A 17,122-nucleotide genomic window follows, 5' to 3' on the forward strand; every position below is an offset into this window, starting at 1 on the left:
GCACTTCTGCGCGAAGGTCCAGCCTAGCGGCGTGAGATCAGCTCGATCTTGGGGCGGCCGGTGATCTTGGCCTTCTTCGGGGCGTCCGCTTCAGCGGCGGCGGCCACGAACCGTTTGATCAATTCCGCCTGAAAGCGCACGTCCTGGGACCGTTCAATCAAGGTATCAATGAAGGTATCCAAGCCTTTAGACGTATCCAGCCCGCCATTTTCCGCCGCTGTACACAGATCAAGAAACGGCATAACGATGTCGGTCAAAACCAGTGCAGACATATGGGAGGTTTGATCGGACACGGAAGCCTCAATCCCGAGTTCAGGGCGGAACGCACGGTTCACGCCGCCCAGCACCATTTTGAACCGCAAGATGATCCCAAGGTTGCCATCATCCGCGCGGGTGGTGATCAGGTGGGCCTTGGCCAGTGACAAACCGGGAATTTCAATCGTGACGGATGGGAGCGACACGACCTCGGTGGTGTTGGACAGCGCGGCCAGACAGTGGGACACGCCATAGGCCACTTCATCGACGAAAACCTCATCCACGGTGACGCGCGACGGAAAGGAGAAACGGTTCCGGTGGTGGGCGCCGATCACCTCGCAGGATCGAACTTCCGCAACGCTATCGGCATCCGCGATCAGATTGACAACAAAGCGGTGACTACCCGCCAAGGTTGTGCTTGGATCCGTCTGCGATACCAGCTTCATGAACACGTTTCCTAAAATTGGAATCAAGATACTCAGAAATAAGTAACAGGACCTAAGGAAAAGTAAACTTGGCGAAAAATATATTCTTTTGATAACAATTTGTTAACCTTTTGAATCCAGCTTTCTGCGTTCCGGTCGAACCACCGTCGTGTTTTGGTATGTCTCAGATTAGTGCCCCTGGGCCGTTATTTTGTGTAGTCATGTCAACGGCCTAATTAGCGATAGAAGTTGGCGAGCAACATGCGCTATAGTTGCGTCAGGACAAGGATTGGGGAAGCCTTATGCGCGATGACACCCCCGAAACATCAACGATCATTGGGATCGGATCTTCGGCTGGCGGGCTTGAGGCCATTCGCGAGTTGGTGGCGACGCTGCCGGCCAATCTGCCTGTGTCTTACGTGGTGGTTCAACACATGTCCCCCCACCACAAAAGCCTGATGACCGAATTGGTCGGCCGCCAGACCGAATTGCGCGTCGAAGACGTGGCCGATGGCACCACGCCTGAGGCCAATGTGATCTACATCACCCCGCCCAAAACCGATGTGGTGATGCACAAGGGCAAGCTGCGTCTGCAAGACCCAAGCGACCTGCCCTCCGCGCCCAAACCTTCCGTTGACCGCTTTTTGGTGAGCCTTGCGGAAGAACATGGTGCAAAGGCGGTGGCGATGATCCTGTCGGGGACGGGATCAGATGGCGCCTACGGTGTGCAGGCCATCCGCGAAGCGGGCGGCATCACCATCGCCCAAGATTCCGAAAGCGCGAAATACGATGGTATGCCGCAGGCAGCGGTGCAAACGGGCTGTGTCGATCTGGTCTTGCGACCCGTTGAAATCGGCACTCATTTGCAGAAAATCCTGACATCCGCGCGTGACTTTTCCGCGTTCCGGAAAGAGGAGTTGCAAGAAACGCCGATTTCGGACCTGCTGCAGATCCTGCTGGTGCGGACCCGTGTGGATTTCCGCGACTATAAGCAAACGACAATCACCCGTCGCATTGAACGGCGCATGACCGCCCTTGGTATCGACGATCAAGAAGAATACACGCAGTTCTTGCGCAACAATCCGCAGGCCGTGGACGCGCTGTTCAAGGACCTCCTGATTTCTGTGACGCGGTTTTTCCGCGACAAGGAAGAATTCAGCAATCTCGAAAGCCTTTTGCCGGCCCTGCTGGAAAACCGTAAAACCGGCCCCCTTCGGGTCTTGATTGCCGGATGTGCCACGGGCGAAGAGGCCTATTCGATTGACATGATGATCTCCGAAGCTTTGTGCGGCCCGAACGTGCCCCTCAAGGAGAAGGTGCAGATCTTTGCGAACGACATCGACAAAGCCGCCCTTCAGGTGGCGCGCGCGGGGATTTACAGCAGCTCCGCCCTGAATGACATTCCAAAGGAACTGGCGGCAAAGTATCTGATCCAGCACGGCGATGGCAACGGAGGCTGTGGCGGGCCAGTCATCCACGATCCGGCGCAGGGCCGCGGCGATGGCATCCGCATCACCGACCGGCTGCGGTCTGCTGTTTTGTTTTCGGACCACAATGTCTGTCAGGACCCGCCGTTTCAGAAAGTGCACCTGCTGTGCTGCCGCAACTTGTTGATCTACTTTGGCAATTCACTGCAAAAGAAGGTGATGTCCCGGTTCCATTATTCCATGGCATCGGACGCTTTGTTGTTCCTTGGCACCGCCGAAAGCATCGCGGGATCGGATGAGCTGTTCCACCAAGACGACAGCAATTCGCACGTCTACCGTAAGCGGATGCTGGGTAAGGGCAGCGGCGGGACAAGCTATTCCATGCCCAGCCTGCCTCTTTATACCGGTCGCAGCAGACGTGGGCCGGAACAAAGCAATGACACCAGCGCCGACCGGCATTTGTTTGATGCCCTCGTCAAATCGCTGGGCGAACAATCGATCCTTGTGACCGAAGACGGAACGATCATGTCCGTCAACGGGTCCATCAGCGAATATATCGAAGTGAACCAAAGCAGTAAGCTGCGGATGCACATTGAACTTCTGAAAAGCCCGTTGCGCGAAGAAGCCCGCAGTCTGGTGTCCGTGGCCTTGCGGCATGGCACCCACCGCACAGGCATCCGCCACCGTCTGAATGACGATGGTGACTTCGATATCCGGATCAACGTCTATCCGATTGTCGCCAAGTCCTTGAACGAACGCATCGCGGTTGTGGCCTTCACGCCTGTGCCCAAGGTGCCCGACCCGACGAACCTGCCCGCCGAAGCGCTGGAGATCGACAACAGCGTGTCCGAACGCATCCGCGATCTGGAAAACGAAGTCGCCGTCACCCGTGAGGCGCTGCAGCAGACCATTGAACAGCTGGAAACCTCGAACGAGGAATTGCAGGCCCTCAACGAAGAATTGCAATCCACCAATGAGGAGTTGCAGGCCACGAACGAGGAGCTTGAAACTTCGAATGAAGAACTGCAATCCACCAACGAAGAGCTGATCACCGTCAACGAAGAATTGCAGATCACGGCCACCGAACTCAGCGGGCGCACCGGCGAATTGACCTCCGTCCTGCAAAGCACGCCTTTGGCCATTTTGGTGACGGACAGTGCCCTGCAAATCACCCAAGCCACCACGGCCGCGTCCGATTTGTTCCAACTGAAACAACCGATTACGACGCCACACATCTCTCAGGCGGTGTTGCCTGACGGCTTCCCGTCGCTGTCACCCATCTGCAGCGAGACCCTGAAACTGGGTGAGACCACGACGCAGGAATTTACCTCAGACGGCAGCCGCGTGGTCCTCAGCTGCACGCCGTATTTTGATGTGCATGGCAAGATTCTGGGTCTGACGATGGTCGTCACCCAATTCCCCGGCCTCGCCCGTGAGATGGAGATGATCCTCAACAGCTCCAACATCCACATGATCAACACGGCCGAAGACGGCACCATCCTGCGCATCTCCAAAAGTTCAGCCGAAGCCTTGGGTCTGGATCGCGAACGGGCGCTGGGGCAAAATATTTACGAACTTTTACCGAAAGATCAATCACGACGGTTGATCAAGACGGACAAACGATTGCTGTCAGCCCCAGAAAAAGAAGACGGGATGCTCGAAACCTTCATGTTGAAAAACGATGAAGAGGATGCGCCCACCTATCTGGCCATGGAACGCCGCGTGTTTGAAGGGCCGCACCTAGAGGGTCCGACAATTTACAACATCGCCACGGACGTCACCAAGATCGTGGCTGCCGCCGACCAGACAGCCGCGCTGATCGCACGGTTCCGGCATCTTCAGGAACTCGCCGGATTTGGCTATTGGGAACTCAACCCGATCTCCAGCGAGATATACTGGTCAAAACGTGTCTTCGAGCTGCATGGACGGGACGAAAGCAAAGGGATGCCGTCGCTTGAGACAGCCCTTGGCTTCTTCCACCCGGATGACGTTGATATGGTTGGTAAAAAAGTCGAAAAGGTGTCTGCCAAAGGCGGTGAGTTCGAATTCACTGCGCGGCTGATCCGCACGGACGGCGAAACCATCAAAGTGCGCAGCAATGGCATCGCCATTCTGGATGGCACAGGCACGTTGCAGCAGATTGTGGGCGCGTTCGAAAAGCTCGACGATTAACGGCTGGCGGTCTGACGCAGGTCTTCTTCGGACTGGGTGTAGTCACTGATTGTGGCCTCGACACCCTTTTCCCAAAGGGTCGCCAACCAGTGCGAAAACGCCGAAGCAAAGGCAGGCGCATGCTTCAGGTCGCCGTAGATCGACGATTGATCAAGCCACGCCGTCGGGTTTTGACGTGCGTTCTGTGCAGCCGACTGAAGCTCTGCCCAGATCGGGTCATTTGCCTCAATCTGTGACCCGTCTTCACGGGTGCCTTGGCACATGCGGGCCCACAGGGCCTCAACCAAGGCCAGACCGTTGACCGGATCGCCGGTCTTCAGGCCTGCACGGATGGTCGGCAACAAGAAACCGGGGTGACGGGACGCGCCATCGAAGGCCACGCGACGGGTCGTGTCGACAATGGCAGGATTGGCAAAACGCGACATGATCAACGACAGGTAGTCATGGGGCGTCGTGCCAGGCACGGCGTCCACATGAGGGGCGATTTCTTCGCCCTGCACCTTAAGAAACAGGGCGGCAATCGCAGGGTTCGCCATGGCGTCTGAAATCGTCTCGATCCCCAAAACCTCACCTGCGTTGGCCAAAATCTGATGGCCGCCGTTGAGCATGCGGATCTTCATTGCCTCAAAGCTGTGCACATCGTTGGTGAAGGTCGCGCCGACTTTGTCCCAATCCGGACGACCTGCGCAGAAGTCATCCTCGATCACCCATTGGCGGAAGTTTTCATGGGTCACAGGCGCGTCGTCATCAATGCCAAGGCTGCGCACCAAATCCAGTTCAGCGGGGCCCGTGGCGGGCACGATGCAATCGACCATGGAGTTTGGAAAGGTGCAATGCGTGTCGATCCAGTCGGCAAGGTCGGGATCAGACATGCGGGCCAAGCCCACGACCGTCTGACGCAGGATCGCGCCGTTGCCTTGCAGGTTGTCACAGCTGAGCCCGGTAAAGGCACCGGTGCCCGCATCGCGCCGGATCCGCAGCGCTTTGATCATGGCACCGAAGGCCGTTGCAGGCGCATCGGGGTTGGCCGCATCGGCCTGAATGTCTTTGTGATCTTCTGCAAACCCACCCGTGACCGGATCGGTGTAATAGCCGCCTTCGGTCACTGTCAGCGCCACGATGCGCGTGGACGGGTCGGCCATCTGCGCCACGAGCGCGGCGTTGTCAGATTCCACCGGCAGGAAATCAATCATCGATCCGCACACTTCGGCCGAGATGCTGTCAGGACGCAATTCGATCAGGGTCGTCAGGCAATCTTGCGCCAGTAGACGGTCCCGCTGTGCGGCGTCACCCGCGCGCACGCCTGCCCCGATGATCGCCCAATCATGGGCTTCGCCTGCATCCATCAAACGGTGCAGATACCACGCCTGATGGGCACGGTGGAAATTCCCCAACCCGATGTGAACAATCCCCGGCGTCAACTCGGACCGGTCATAGGCCGGAACCCGAACGCCCACAGGCATGGCATCCAAACTCGCGTTGCTCAGTTTTCTCAGCTCATCCATTGGCCACCGTCCACGTTATAGGTTTGCGCCACGACATACGTCGCATCGTCGGAAGCCAGAAAGACGGCCATTCCGGTTAGATCCTCGGCTGTACCCATCCTCCCAAATGGGACAGCCGCACCCACTTCGGCCTTTTTCTGGCCGTGGGACTTGTTCTCATACTTGGCGAAAAACGCATCGACCGTGTCCCAATGTTCGCCATCCACCACCCCCGGTGAGATCGCGTTGACGTTGATGCCGTGCTTGATCAGGTCGAGGCCCGCTGACTGCGTGAGGCTGATGATCGCGGCCTTGGTCGCGCAATAAACGGCGACGAGGGCTTCCCCCCGCCGCCCGGCCTGGGAGGCCATGTTGATGATTTTACCACCCTGCCCGCGCGCAATCATGTGCTTGGCTGCGGCCTGCAAGGTGAACAGCGTGCCTTTGACGTTGATGTCAAAGCAGCGGTCGAAATCGTCTGTGGTAATCTCAACAATCGGGGCCGCTGTGAAAATCGCGGCGTTGTTGATCAGGATATCAATGTGGCCCACAGCGTCGATCGCAGCGGCAAATCCTGCGTCGATGCTGGCGGGGTCTGTCACGTTCATTTCAACGGCAAAACAGCCCTCACCGATCTGGGCGGCTGTCGCCCTGGCGCGGGCGATATCAATGTCGGCAATGACCACACGCGCGCCTTCGGCCACGTAGCGTTCTGCGAAGACCTGCCCGATGCCGCGTGCGGCACCGGTGATCATTGCTGTCTTGCCCGCCAACCGCATCAGTCGATCCGCAAGCCGTCTGCACCGAACTTGTGCACGTTGGCTTCTTCGGGGGTCAGATACACGGTGTCGCCGTATTTGAAGTTCACGTTGCCGCGCTGGCGCACGGTCACGTGTTCTTCGATGCCGTCGATGTGGACGTGCAAGAAGGTGTCGGACCCAAGGTGTTCGGCCACGCCGACGGTGCCTTTGAATTCGCCAGCCTCGGTCGACACTGCGATGTGTTCAGGGCGCATGCCCATGGTCTGGGCACCGCGCTTTTTGGCGGCTTCGCCTTCGATCAGGTTCATCTTGGGCGATCCGATGAAGCCCGCAACAAAGCGGTTCTGCGGACGTTCATAGAGTTCCAGTGGGGAGCCCACCTGTTCAATCACGCCCGCCTGCAACACGACGATCTTGTCGGCCATGGTCATGGCTTCGACCTGATCGTGGGTCACGTAGATCATCGTGGTTTCAAGCCGCTGGTGCAGCTCGGAGATTTCCAGACGCATCCCCACGCGCAACGCGGCGTCCAAGTTGGACAGCGGTTCGTCGAACAAGAACGCTTCGGGCTGGCGGACAATCGCACGGCCAATGGCCACACGTTGACGCTGACCACCGGACAGCTGGCCCGGTTTGCGGTCAAGGTAGTCGGTCAGGTTCAGCGACTTCGCGGCCATGTCGACCTTGGCATCGATTTCTGACTGCGGCATCTTTTCCATCCGCAACGGGAAGGCGATGTTTTTGCGCACGGTCATATGCGGGTAAAGCGCATAGGACTGGAACACCATGGCCAGACCACGTTTGGAGGGCGGGACCTCGGTCACGGTGGCATCGTCGATTTTGACCTCACCGGATGTGACTTCTTCGAGACCTGCAATCAGGCGCAGAAGGGTGGATTTACCGCAGCCCGAGGGACCGACGAAGACCGCGAATTCACCGTCTTCAATGGTCAGGTCCAGCGGCGGGATGACTTCGACTTCGCCGAATTTCTTGGTCACTTTTTCTAGAACGATGCGTCCCATATTAACTTCCTATTCTCTCGGCTTATTTCACGGCGCCAAAGGTCAGACCTTGGACGAGTTGCTTTTGACAAAACCACCCAAGGACCACGATCGGGCCAACGGCAGCAGTGGACACAGCCGACAGGCGGCCAAAGAACAGACCCTCCGGTGCGCGGTTGCCCTCAATGAGTTTCGACAGGGTCGCGGCGTCGGTGGTGGTCAGCCGGACCGTCCAGTAGGCTTCGTTCCAGCAAAAGATAAAGACCAGCAGCGCGGTGGAGGCGATGCCGCCCCAAGCCAGCGGGATCAAAATCTCACGCACCTCGCCCCATGTGTTCAGGCCATCCATCTGACCCGCTTCGATGATGTCTTTGGGGATGTCTTTGAAGTAGGTGAACAGCATCCAGATGGCGATGGGCAGGTTGATCAGGCTGAGGACCATGACGATCAGGAACTTGGTGTCAAACAGACCCAACGATTTGGTCATAAAGATCATCGGATAAAGCACGGCCGCCGCTGGCAACATCTTGGTGGACAGCATCCACATTAGGATATCCTTGGTCGCCCGTGTCGGGTTGAACGCCATGGCGTAGGCACAGGGCACCGCCACCACCAAGGTGAACAACGTCGCAAAGGTCGCCGTGATCAACGAGTTTGTCGCGAACCGCCAGTAGTCGTAGTTGTCCGTCATGTTGGCGTAGTTTTCCAACGTGGGCGTGAAGGCGAACAGCAGTTCAGGCTTCACCGCATCTGCGTCGGTCTTGAAGCTGGTCATGACCATATAGGCGATGGGGAAGAAGAAGATCAGGGCGACGACCCAAGCCAGAACGGGCCATGCGATCTTGGAGAACTTCGTGTGTTGAGCAACGATAGCCATTGGATCACTCCATCAATGTCTTGCCGACCATCCGCAAAAGGAAGATGGCGACGATGTTGGCGAGGATGACGGCGAAGATGCCTGTGGCAGAGGCCGCACCGATGTTGTTGTTGACCAGTTCCCCGATATAATAGGGCAGGTTCTTGTTGCCGTTGCCGCGGCTGACGATTTCAATCTCCGCATAAAGCGACAGGTGGAAAATCGCTTGGATCATCACGACGATGGCGATGGGGCGGCCAAGGTGCGGCAAGGTCAGGAAACGGAACTGGTTCCAGCGCCCTGCCCCGTCCAATGTCGCGGCCTCTTTTTGCTGTTGGTCTTCGGACTGCAAGGACGTCATGAAGATCAGGACCGCAAAAGGTGTCCACTGCCATGTCACCATCATGATGACCGCATAGGCAGAGGTCTGCGTCGCGCGGAACGAGATCGGTTCGAATTCAGGCCAGAGGTTGAAGAACCCACCGACAAGAGGCGCCGACCGTAGACCCGCGATCATTTCATTGATGCCGCTGACGGCAATCCCCTGAAGGCCAAGGACCGGATCGAGGATCATGTTGATCCAAAGCACCGCGTTCACCGCAGGCATCACAAAGAAGGGTGAGATCAGCAACACGCGGACAATCCCAAGACCTGGAAAGCTGCGGTTGATCAGCACGGCAATCAATACGCCCAAGATCACGGTGAGGAACAGAATGCTCGTCACGATGAGGATGGAGTTTTGGATGGCCAACCAAAAGCTGTCTTGGTTCCAGACGTATTGGTAGTTGCCAAAGCCGCGCCAGTTTTCAATCGACGGTGATGTCCATTCGGGGCGGCGCAGGTTGTTCAGCACGTAGCGGATGAACGAGAAGAACAAAGTCATCGAAAGGGGAACCAGCATCCAGAACAACAGCAGCACAACGGCTGGTGTCTGAAGAAGGCGGGGGATCGTGCGATTGGCCATGGCGAAAGGACTCTCAAAATGAAAGATGCGGGCGTTTAGCGAATGGAGCGGGCGACGCTGGTGGGTTCCTTAACAGATCCTCAGGACCCAGCGACGAAAAAACTTGGGGTGGAGAGACCCCCGAAGGGATCTCTCCGATAGAAACGAGGGCTTAGTAGCCTGCTTCTTCCATGATTGCGGAAGCGGCAGCCTGTGCGTCGGCCAGTGCTTCTTCAACAGTCTTGGCACCGGACAGAGCCGCAGCCATTTCCTGTGCGACAGCAGAACCCACTTCGGGGAATTCTGGGATCGCAGCAAACTGAACACCAACGTATGGCTTCAGGTCTGTTGCTTCAGGCGCAGCGGATTCGATCGCAGCCAGTTCGGCGTCGGCGAATGCAGCAGCTTCCTGGAACTCAGGAATTGCGTATGTGGATGTACGTGTACCTGTTGGAACAGAACCCCAACCGAAGTCTGGGTGGTTGCCGACAGCTTGGATGTACTCTTTGGACGTTGCCCACTCGATGAAGTCAGCAGCGGCTTCAGCGTTCGGGGAACCGGCAGGAATTGCCATGGCCCATGCCCACAGCCAGTTCGCGCCAACTGGGTTACCAGCGTTTGGCGACTGAGCGTAAGCAACACCGTCTACTTCGAGGAAAGACGCAGCGATCGTGGCGTCGATCCACATGCCGCACTTGCCTTCGTTGTACAGAGCGAGGATCTCGTTGAAGGAGTTACCTTCGGATCCGGGAGGGCCGTATGTGCCCAGCAGGTCAACGTAGAAGTTGATGGCTGCGTTCCACTCGTCAGAGTCGAGCTGTGGTTTGAAGTCTGCGTCGAACCAAGCACCACCGAAGGAGTTCACAACAGTTGTGATGAACGCCATGTTGTCGCCCCAACCGGGCTTACCGCGAAGGCAAACGCCGTAGACGTCGTTTTCTGGGTCGTGGATCGCAGCAGCAGCGGCTTTGATGTTGTCCCAGCTGTCGTTGTCAGCGATTTCAACGCCAGCAGCGTCTGTCAGGTCCTTGCGGTACATGACCATGGAAGATTCGCCGTAGAACGGAGCAGCATACAGCGTGCCGTCAGCGGACAGGCCGTTGCGGATTGCTGGCAGCATGTCGTCGACGTCATAGTCGTCGCCGAATTCCAGAGCTTCGATCCAGCCTGCCTGACCCCAGATTGGGGCTTCCTGCATGCCGATGTTGATGATGTCGTACTGACCACCACCGGTGGCAGTGTCGGACGTGACCTGCTCACGCAGAACGCCTTCTTCCAGGGACACCCAGTTGAGGGTCACGCCTGTTTCTTCTGTGTAAGCTTCGGCAACGGTCTGCATGTTGATCATGTGGCCGTTGTTCACGATTGCGATCGTCAGCTCTGTTGCGTGACCGTCGGCAGATACGCCAGTGGCCAGCAGAGACATTGCTGTTGCCGCGCGAAGTGCGCCTTTGAGTTTCATCCTGAATTCCTCCCTAGTGAATGGATAAACTAACGCTACGTTCATCGAAAACTTTACGCGCGTCAATATTTATTTTTACGCGCGTAAAATCTAGGAATTTTGCTTCAATATCAGGCAGAAGCCCGTTTTGTCAGGATGCCATCGAACAAAAAGTCTTCCTGCGATTGCGCCGGATGTTCAGATTCGATCATCTGCATCAGAATCTCGAGGCTTTTGTCGGACATGGATGCATAGTCCTGCGACACCGTTGTGAGCGACGGACAGGTGAACCGTGAAAACGGGTGGTCGTCATGTCCCGCGATGCGCAACATGGCCTCCGGACCCTGTCCGACTTTAAGGTTACTGATAAACGCCGCCGACAGCAGCCCGATGGCCAGACGGTCGTTGCTGCACAAAATCGTATCGGACGTGAACCGCCCCGTGGCAAAGGCGGTCAGCCCTCCCTGGCGGCCGATTTCCTCAAACTCCCAGCCGTCGCCGTCCACGCGGATGATCTCGGGCGTGTGGCCCAGCGCTTCCATCGCGGCGATATAGGCGTTGCGGCGGCGGTTGACGTTCGGGTTCACAGCCACGCGCATTTCAAAGAAATTGGGCGCAGAGCCAGAGGCGCACAAATATTCCACCAACATCCGCATGGATTGGGTGTTGTCCATGCCGACAAAGGACGATCCCATGTCGGGCAAATTGTTATCGAAGAGAACCGTCGGCACATCAGCCACGAATTTTTCAACATGTCTGCGATCAGAGGCACGCCCCAAAGGCGCCAACAAGACGCCTGCGGGCTTTTGCTGACGCAGACTGTCCAGAATTTCGCATTCCAGCTTCGGATCACCATGGGCGCTGAACAACATCGGCGCATAGCCCGCAGCGATACACCGCTGTTCAAGGTTCCGCGCGATTTCGCCAAAAAACGGGTCCGCAAGGAACGGCACAACGATGCCGATGTTGTTTGTCGTGCGCCGGTTTTGGTTAATCGCGAATATATTGGGCCGGTAGTCGTGTTCGGACAGCGCCACTTCGATTTTTTCACGGGTCGACGCCCGTACGCTGTCGGGGTCATGGAAGTATTTCGACAACGTCGGGCGCGAGATGCCGCTGAGCGCGGCAAACTCTTCCATGTTTCTTACCTTCTGGCCGTCCATTGCCGCCCCGTCTGTCTTTTTTACTGTTAATCCGACCTCATGTGTCACGCGCACCTGACACTTTATCGGCACGTAACTTTACGCGCGATAAATTTGAAAAAGCAATACACAGTTCAGTTTTCAACCCTGCCGTGGGCGATCCGTCTTAGAAAAGCCTTGCAAAAATGCGTCCAAATCGGCGGCGGGCATGGGTCTGGCGATGTAAAACCCTGAATTTCGGTGCACTGTCGGTCGGCCAACCATTGCAACTGTTCGGCGGTTTCCACGCCCTCTGACACGACCTTCGCGCCGATTTGCTGGCCCAAAGTCAAAATCAACTGAACAATCGGACCCGACGTCGGCAATTGCGAAATAAACGACCGGTCGATTTTCAGGCAATGGAGCGGAAACTGCGAGATATAGGACAGGTTGGAATAGCCGGTGCCGAAATCATCGATGGCGATCAAATAGCCCATGTCCACAATGCGGCGTAGCTTTTCCGCAATCTGAAGGGGGTCGCCAATGAGGACATTTTCCGTCACCTCAAGTTCGATCTGTCCCTTCGGAAACCCGTCCTGCCGTGCAAGATCATCCAGACACCGCAGGAATTCATCGTCTGCAAACTGTCGTGGGGACACGTTCAAAGACAGGGTCAATGACAGCCCTTGACGCCGCCATGCAATGGCCTGCGCGCAGCCCATTTCCAGCACCATCCGCCCCAATTCATCAATCAGGCCGGTTTCTTCGCACACGGTGATAAAGTCATCGGGAGAAACGAGCCCCGCCTGTGGGTTATCCCATCGCACAAGGCCTTCAAGACCGGTGATCTGCCCACTGCCAAGGTCAAGCCGCGGTTGATAATGCAGGACAAACTCCTCGTTTAGAACGGCGCTTTTTAACGCGATCTCAAGCTTTTCACGCTCATCCACCGCTTTACTCATATCCGCATCAAACACTGTCAGCTGATCGCGACCGGCGTTTTTGGAATGATAGAGGGCAATATCGGCCTCTCGAATGACCTTGGTGAATTGGGTCGATGTCTTTGTAATGTGGGACATACCAACGCTGATCGTGGCTTCGAGACGGATTTCACCGTGGGAGATGGGCACTGCGACCGCACGGCGGACACGTTCCACGCGGCGGGTGGCGGCAACCGGGTCATGGGGGCCGGGCAGAATGATGACAAATTCGTCCCCGCCAAGGCGCGCCAACAGGTCGTCCGGTTCCAAGGCCGCGCGCGTGCGCATGGCGATCTGGCGCAAAACCGTGTCGCCGGCGTTGTGGCCGTGGCGGTCGTTGATCTGTTTGAACCGGTCGACGTCGAACACAATCACCGTCGCCCCTGTGGCCGCATTTGTTTCTTCCATCCAGTCAAGATGACTTTGCAGGTAGGACCGGTTGTGCAGGTTTGTAAGCTGATCGCGGTTGGCCAGATGACGGGCCGTGTCGCGGGCCTCTTTAAGTTCGCTGACATCGATGGCTGTCAGCAACAATGCGGGTTCACCGGTTGCCGCGTCGCTGCACCCTTTGACGGACAAATCAAACCAACCGCTGCCCGACACTGTCGACAGACGGTAAAGGCCGCGATGTTCGCCCTGCGTCTCAACAACCTCAACAATCGCGTCCAAATCCGCCGGAATTTCAAACACGTCAATGGCGGCGATTTCGGACCCGCCACAAAACCGACGTGCGGCCGGGTTGAAATAAAGGGACGGCCCTTCACGGCTGAACAGCATAATCATGACGTCCGTGTGCAAAAGCGCCTCGGCGCTGCGTAGGTTTTGCGCGGAATCGACACTTTCGCCCACCACCTCACACTTCATCGCCATCCGGCCATCGGCCAGACGGTGGCCGCGGTAGACAACCATCACACTGCGCGGCAAACCGTTGGGATAGATCGTCCAGAGTTCATTGAAGGCCGCGTCGGACTCGATGAAGTCGGACTGATACTGCCGCAACCTTTGGGCCACGGTGGGCGACATATCGGTGCGCATGTCCCGCGCGGCAAGCTCTTGCTCAGACCCGGCCATCCACAGACCGCAAGCCGCTGCATTGGCCTTCAGAACACGGGCATTATCGATGTCAAAAATCCAAACCGCCGTTTCAAGCCGGTAGGCCAGATCGAACCCGTCGTCGTGGCGCTCATGAACCTGCCCCGTTGAGGCGGTCTTTGATGCAATGCGTGCCAGTTTCATTAGAACATTCGCTCTACCAGACGTTGAATTTTATCCACATCACCATCCGCGCTTCGCAGAAAAGGGTCCACCCCCAAAAACACCCGGACACGCGCAAAACCTACGCCTGATGCCCGAGATTCCCGCATTCCCCCTCCTCATGACAACAGGAGGTAAATGAGCGGTTATGAACGCGCATATCAATTGAATAGATGGGTCAAGTTTTAATCAATTGATACACAAAAAGCACTAACTGGCTGCGTCAAATCGCACAACTTTAAGGTTAATCCTTTGTTAACTTTGCCGCGACCTAAATTAAAGAGAAATAACTCCTGGGTGGAATCAAATTATGAACGACACACTACGTGTGAACAGGCCAGCTGCGACCTTTTCACAACCAATCGCAGCACAAATCTGGTCCAGCAAATATCAATTTTCGACAAAAGGTCACTGCCATGACCAAACCATCGAAGACACATGGCGCCGCGTCGCAGACGGGCTGACCGCGAAGGAAGCCCCTGCTGACCGGGCCCGCATCGCACAGCAGTTTTATGACGCAATGGCGGATTTCAAGCTGATCCCGGCGGGCCGTATTCTTGCGGGGACTGGCACGGACAGGTCCGTCACCTTGTCCAACACATTCGTAATGCGCACATTGCCTGACAGTGTCGAAGGGATCATGGATACTCTGAAAGACGCAGCCATGACGATGAAGATGGGCGGCGGGATCGGATTCGATTTCTCAACCCTGCGACCCTCTGGTTTTACGGTTGAAGGGCTGGATTGCCCTGCCGCAGGCCCCTTGGCAGCCATGGACATTTTCGATGCCACCTGCCGAATGCTTGTGACCGGCATGGGGCGGGGTGCGATGATGGCCACGATGCGCTGCGATCACCCCGACATCGAAGCCTTCGTGATGGCCAAATCCGACCGCAGCCGTCTACGCAATTTCAACCTGTCGGTCATGATCACCGATGCGTTCATGACCGCCGTTGAACACGACACCCCGTGGGATCTGGTTTGGAATGAAGAGGTTGTGCGCACCTTGCGGGCCCGTGATTTGTGGAACACGATCATGCGGCAAACCTACGAAGCCGCAGAGCCGGGCGTTTTGTTCATCGACCGGATCAATGCGGCGAACCCGATGCAGTATGCCGAAACCATCAGTTCAACCAATTCCTGCGCCGAACAGCCACTGCCGCCCTTTGGCACCTGCCCCTTGGCGTCCATCAACATCGCCCAATTGGTCGCGCGGCCCTTCACCGACGCCGCACGCGTCGATGTGGCCGACCTGCGCGCGTTGACGGCGACGGCGGTGCGGATGCTGGACAATGTGCTGGACATGTCGCGGTTCCCACTGGCGCAACAATCGGCCATGGCGCAGCGTCAGCGACGCATCGGCATCGGTGTGACGGGCGTGGCAGATGCCATCGCAATGCTCGGCGCAAAATACGGGACCCCAAAGGCGGTCTTTTTGATGACCAGCTGGATGCAGACCATCCAGAACGCGGCCTACGCGGCCTCTGCCAAACTCGCCGAAAGCCGTGGTGCGTTTCCCGGGTACCATGCGGAGCAACATCTGGCCGGACCCAGCGTGCGGTCGTTGGACCCTGAGGTGCGCGCCTTGGTCGAAACCCACGGACTGCGCAATGCGACCCTGACGACAATCGCGCCCACGGGCACGATTTCCATGTTGGCGGGGAATGTATCTTCGGGGATTGAGCCGATCTTTTCCACGTCCTACACCCGCACTGTGACCCAAGCAGACGGCACCAAGACCGACGAACGGGTCATGGATTACGCCGCACATATCTTCGCCCATCTGTTCGGGACCCAAACGCCCCTGCCGGACAGTTTTGTCACCGTCGCGGACCTGTCGCCCGAAGATCACATCGCCATGCAGGCCGCCGCGCAAAAATGGGTCGACAGCGGGATTTCAAAGACAGTGAACTGCCCAGAGGATATCCCCTTTGAACACTTCAAATCCGTCTACCGCACGGCCTATGACGCAGGGTGCAAGGGCTGCACAACCTACAGGCCCAATGCAGTCACGGGATCGGTCCTAAGCCTATGACTCGTCTGAAAAACTGGTTCCGGCCCCGCCCATCGGTGGTGCCGGACCCACCTGCCCCCACACCGGCCTTTGGGCAGCCCCCTTGGCATCCGACCCATCGCCACAAAAAGGGCGGCGGGTACCGCCTGTTGGGTTATGGCGTGTTGGAGGCGGACAGATCGCGCGTGGCGATCTATGACGACGCGGAGGGCACCGTTTGGGTGCGCGATGCCGCAGAATTTGAGGACGGTCGGTTCACGCCTGTGACCTTGATTGATCCCGATCATACCCCCTAAAAATAAAGCGGGCGCGACGGGGAACACATCGCGCCCGCAAAGGCAGCAGAATATGTGGGAGTCTTATTCTGCGGCCACGCCCGCGGCCTCGTCTGCGGAGGAATTTTCGTAGACAAGAGTGCGGGTGGGGAACGGAATGTTGATGTCGGCGGCGTCCAACGCCTCTTTGACCTGACGTTTCATGTCGGCCTGATATTTGAAATAGACGTCGGATTTGCACCAGACGCGGACCAGAAAATCGACGCTGCTGCCGCCCAGATTGTTGACCTGAATAAAGGGTTCAGGATCAGACAGCGATCTTTCATCGGCCATGATGGTGTCGATGATGACCTTTTCGGCCTGCGCCAGATTGACACCATAGCCCACCCCGAATTCCCATTCGGCGCGGCGGGTGTCGTAGACGGAATAGTTGTAGATCGTGTTGCCCCAGACTTCGGAATTGGGGACGACGACCTGCACGTTCCCGATGCTGGCGATTTCGGTGTAGTTCAACGTGACGTCCTGCACGGTGCCCATGACGCCGTTCACCTGCACAAAATCACCGATCTTGAGGGGACGGAAAAAGATGATCATCACACCAGCCGCCACATTCGACAGCGTGCCTTGCAGGGCCAGACCAATGGCCAGACCCGCCGCACCGATAACGGCCACAACGGATGTCGTCTGAATGCCAAAGGTGTTGAGGATAAAGA

At 57.2% G+C, this 17,122-nt stretch carries 13 protein-coding genes; 3 read left to right on the forward strand and 10 right to left on the reverse strand.

The window, feature by feature from the left end:
• Nucleotides 1-23 precede the first annotated feature (23 nt).
• Nucleotides 24-701 carry a hypothetical protein gene (locus ACTG36_RS15515; RefSeq protein WP_439142847.1) on the reverse strand — a complete coding sequence of 226 codons (678 nt, stop codon included), beginning with the start codon at nucleotides 699-701 and terminating at the stop codon, nucleotides 24-26.
• Between the two features lie 281 nt (nucleotides 702-982).
• Between ACTG36_RS15515 and ACTG36_RS15520 the strand changes: the two genes are divergently transcribed.
• The gene (locus ACTG36_RS15520) at nucleotides 983-4,279 is read left to right on the forward strand and encodes a chemotaxis protein CheB (RefSeq protein ID WP_439142849.1); all 3,297 of its coding nucleotides are present in this window, start codon (nucleotides 983-985) and stop codon (nucleotides 4,277-4,279) included.
• Here ACTG36_RS15520 and ACTG36_RS15525 read toward each other — a convergent pair.
• The 8 genes from ACTG36_RS15525 to ACTG36_RS15560 form a co-directional block, all read right to left on the reverse strand.
• The gene (locus ACTG36_RS15525) at nucleotides 4,276-5,784 is read right to left on the reverse strand and encodes a mannitol dehydrogenase family protein (protein ID WP_439142851.1); all 1,509 of its coding nucleotides are present in this window, start codon (nucleotides 5,782-5,784) and stop codon (nucleotides 4,276-4,278) included. The genes ACTG36_RS15520 and ACTG36_RS15525 overlap by 4 nt on opposite strands.
• Entirely contained in the window at nucleotides 5,772-6,545 is a 774-nt protein-coding gene (locus ACTG36_RS15530) for an L-iditol 2-dehydrogenase (protein WP_375280556.1), read from the reverse strand. The genes ACTG36_RS15525 and ACTG36_RS15530 overlap by 13 nt, the downstream gene beginning before the upstream one ends.
• Entirely contained in the window at nucleotides 6,542-7,546 is a 1,005-nt protein-coding gene (locus tag ACTG36_RS15535; RefSeq protein WP_296420156.1) for an ABC transporter ATP-binding protein, read from the reverse strand. The genes ACTG36_RS15530 and ACTG36_RS15535 overlap by 4 nt, the downstream gene beginning before the upstream one ends.
• 22 nt (nucleotides 7,547-7,568) lie before the next feature.
• A complete protein-coding gene (locus ACTG36_RS15540) occupies nucleotides 7,569-8,402 on the reverse strand; it encodes a carbohydrate ABC transporter permease (RefSeq protein WP_375280499.1) in 834 nt (277 codons plus the stop codon).
• Nucleotides 8,403-8,406: 4 nt separating this feature from the next.
• Nucleotides 8,407-9,345 carry a carbohydrate ABC transporter permease gene (locus tag ACTG36_RS15545; RefSeq protein WP_375280498.1) on the reverse strand — a complete coding sequence of 313 codons (939 nt, stop codon included), beginning with the start codon at nucleotides 9,343-9,345 and terminating at the stop codon, nucleotides 8,407-8,409.
• 151 nt (nucleotides 9,346-9,496) lie between these two features.
• Nucleotides 9,497-10,786 (reverse strand): ABC transporter substrate-binding protein, encoded by a 1,290-nt coding sequence (locus ACTG36_RS15550; RefSeq protein ID WP_375280497.1) that lies wholly within the window; start codon nucleotides 10,784-10,786, stop codon nucleotides 9,497-9,499.
• Between the two features lie 110 nt (nucleotides 10,787-10,896).
• Complete coding sequence (locus tag ACTG36_RS15555) at nucleotides 10,897-11,928, reverse strand: LacI family DNA-binding transcriptional regulator (protein ID WP_375280496.1); 1,032 nt, start codon at nucleotides 11,926-11,928, stop codon at nucleotides 10,897-10,899.
• 113 nt (nucleotides 11,929-12,041) lie between these two features.
• Nucleotides 12,042-14,102, reverse strand: coding sequence for a putative bifunctional diguanylate cyclase/phosphodiesterase (locus ACTG36_RS15560; RefSeq protein ID WP_439142855.1), 2,061 nt, complete (start codon nucleotides 14,100-14,102; stop codon nucleotides 12,042-12,044).
• 328 nt (nucleotides 14,103-14,430) lie between these two features.
• On the opposite strand from ACTG36_RS15560, the gene ACTG36_RS15565 reads away from it, so the two are divergent.
• Nucleotides 14,431-16,155 (forward strand): adenosylcobalamin-dependent ribonucleoside-diphosphate reductase, encoded by a 1,725-nt coding sequence (locus tag ACTG36_RS15565; RefSeq protein ID WP_375280494.1) that lies wholly within the window; start codon nucleotides 14,431-14,433, stop codon nucleotides 16,153-16,155.
• Nucleotides 16,152-16,430: a hypothetical protein gene (locus ACTG36_RS15570; protein ID WP_375280493.1), complete on the forward strand. Its 279-nt coding sequence runs from the start codon at nucleotides 16,152-16,154 to the stop codon at nucleotides 16,428-16,430. The genes ACTG36_RS15565 and ACTG36_RS15570 overlap by 4 nt, the downstream gene beginning before the upstream one ends.
• A gap of 63 nt (nucleotides 16,431-16,493) precedes the next feature.
• On the opposite strand, the gene ACTG36_RS15575 is transcribed toward ACTG36_RS15570, so the two are convergent.
• On the reverse strand, nucleotides 16,494-17,122 hold a 629-nt coding region (locus tag ACTG36_RS15575; protein WP_439142858.1), incomplete at its 5' end, for a mechanosensitive ion channel family protein.

Source organism: Pseudooctadecabacter sp., assembly GCF_965657175.1.
GTDB lineage: Bacteria > Pseudomonadota > Alphaproteobacteria > Rhodobacterales > Rhodobacteraceae > Octadecabacter.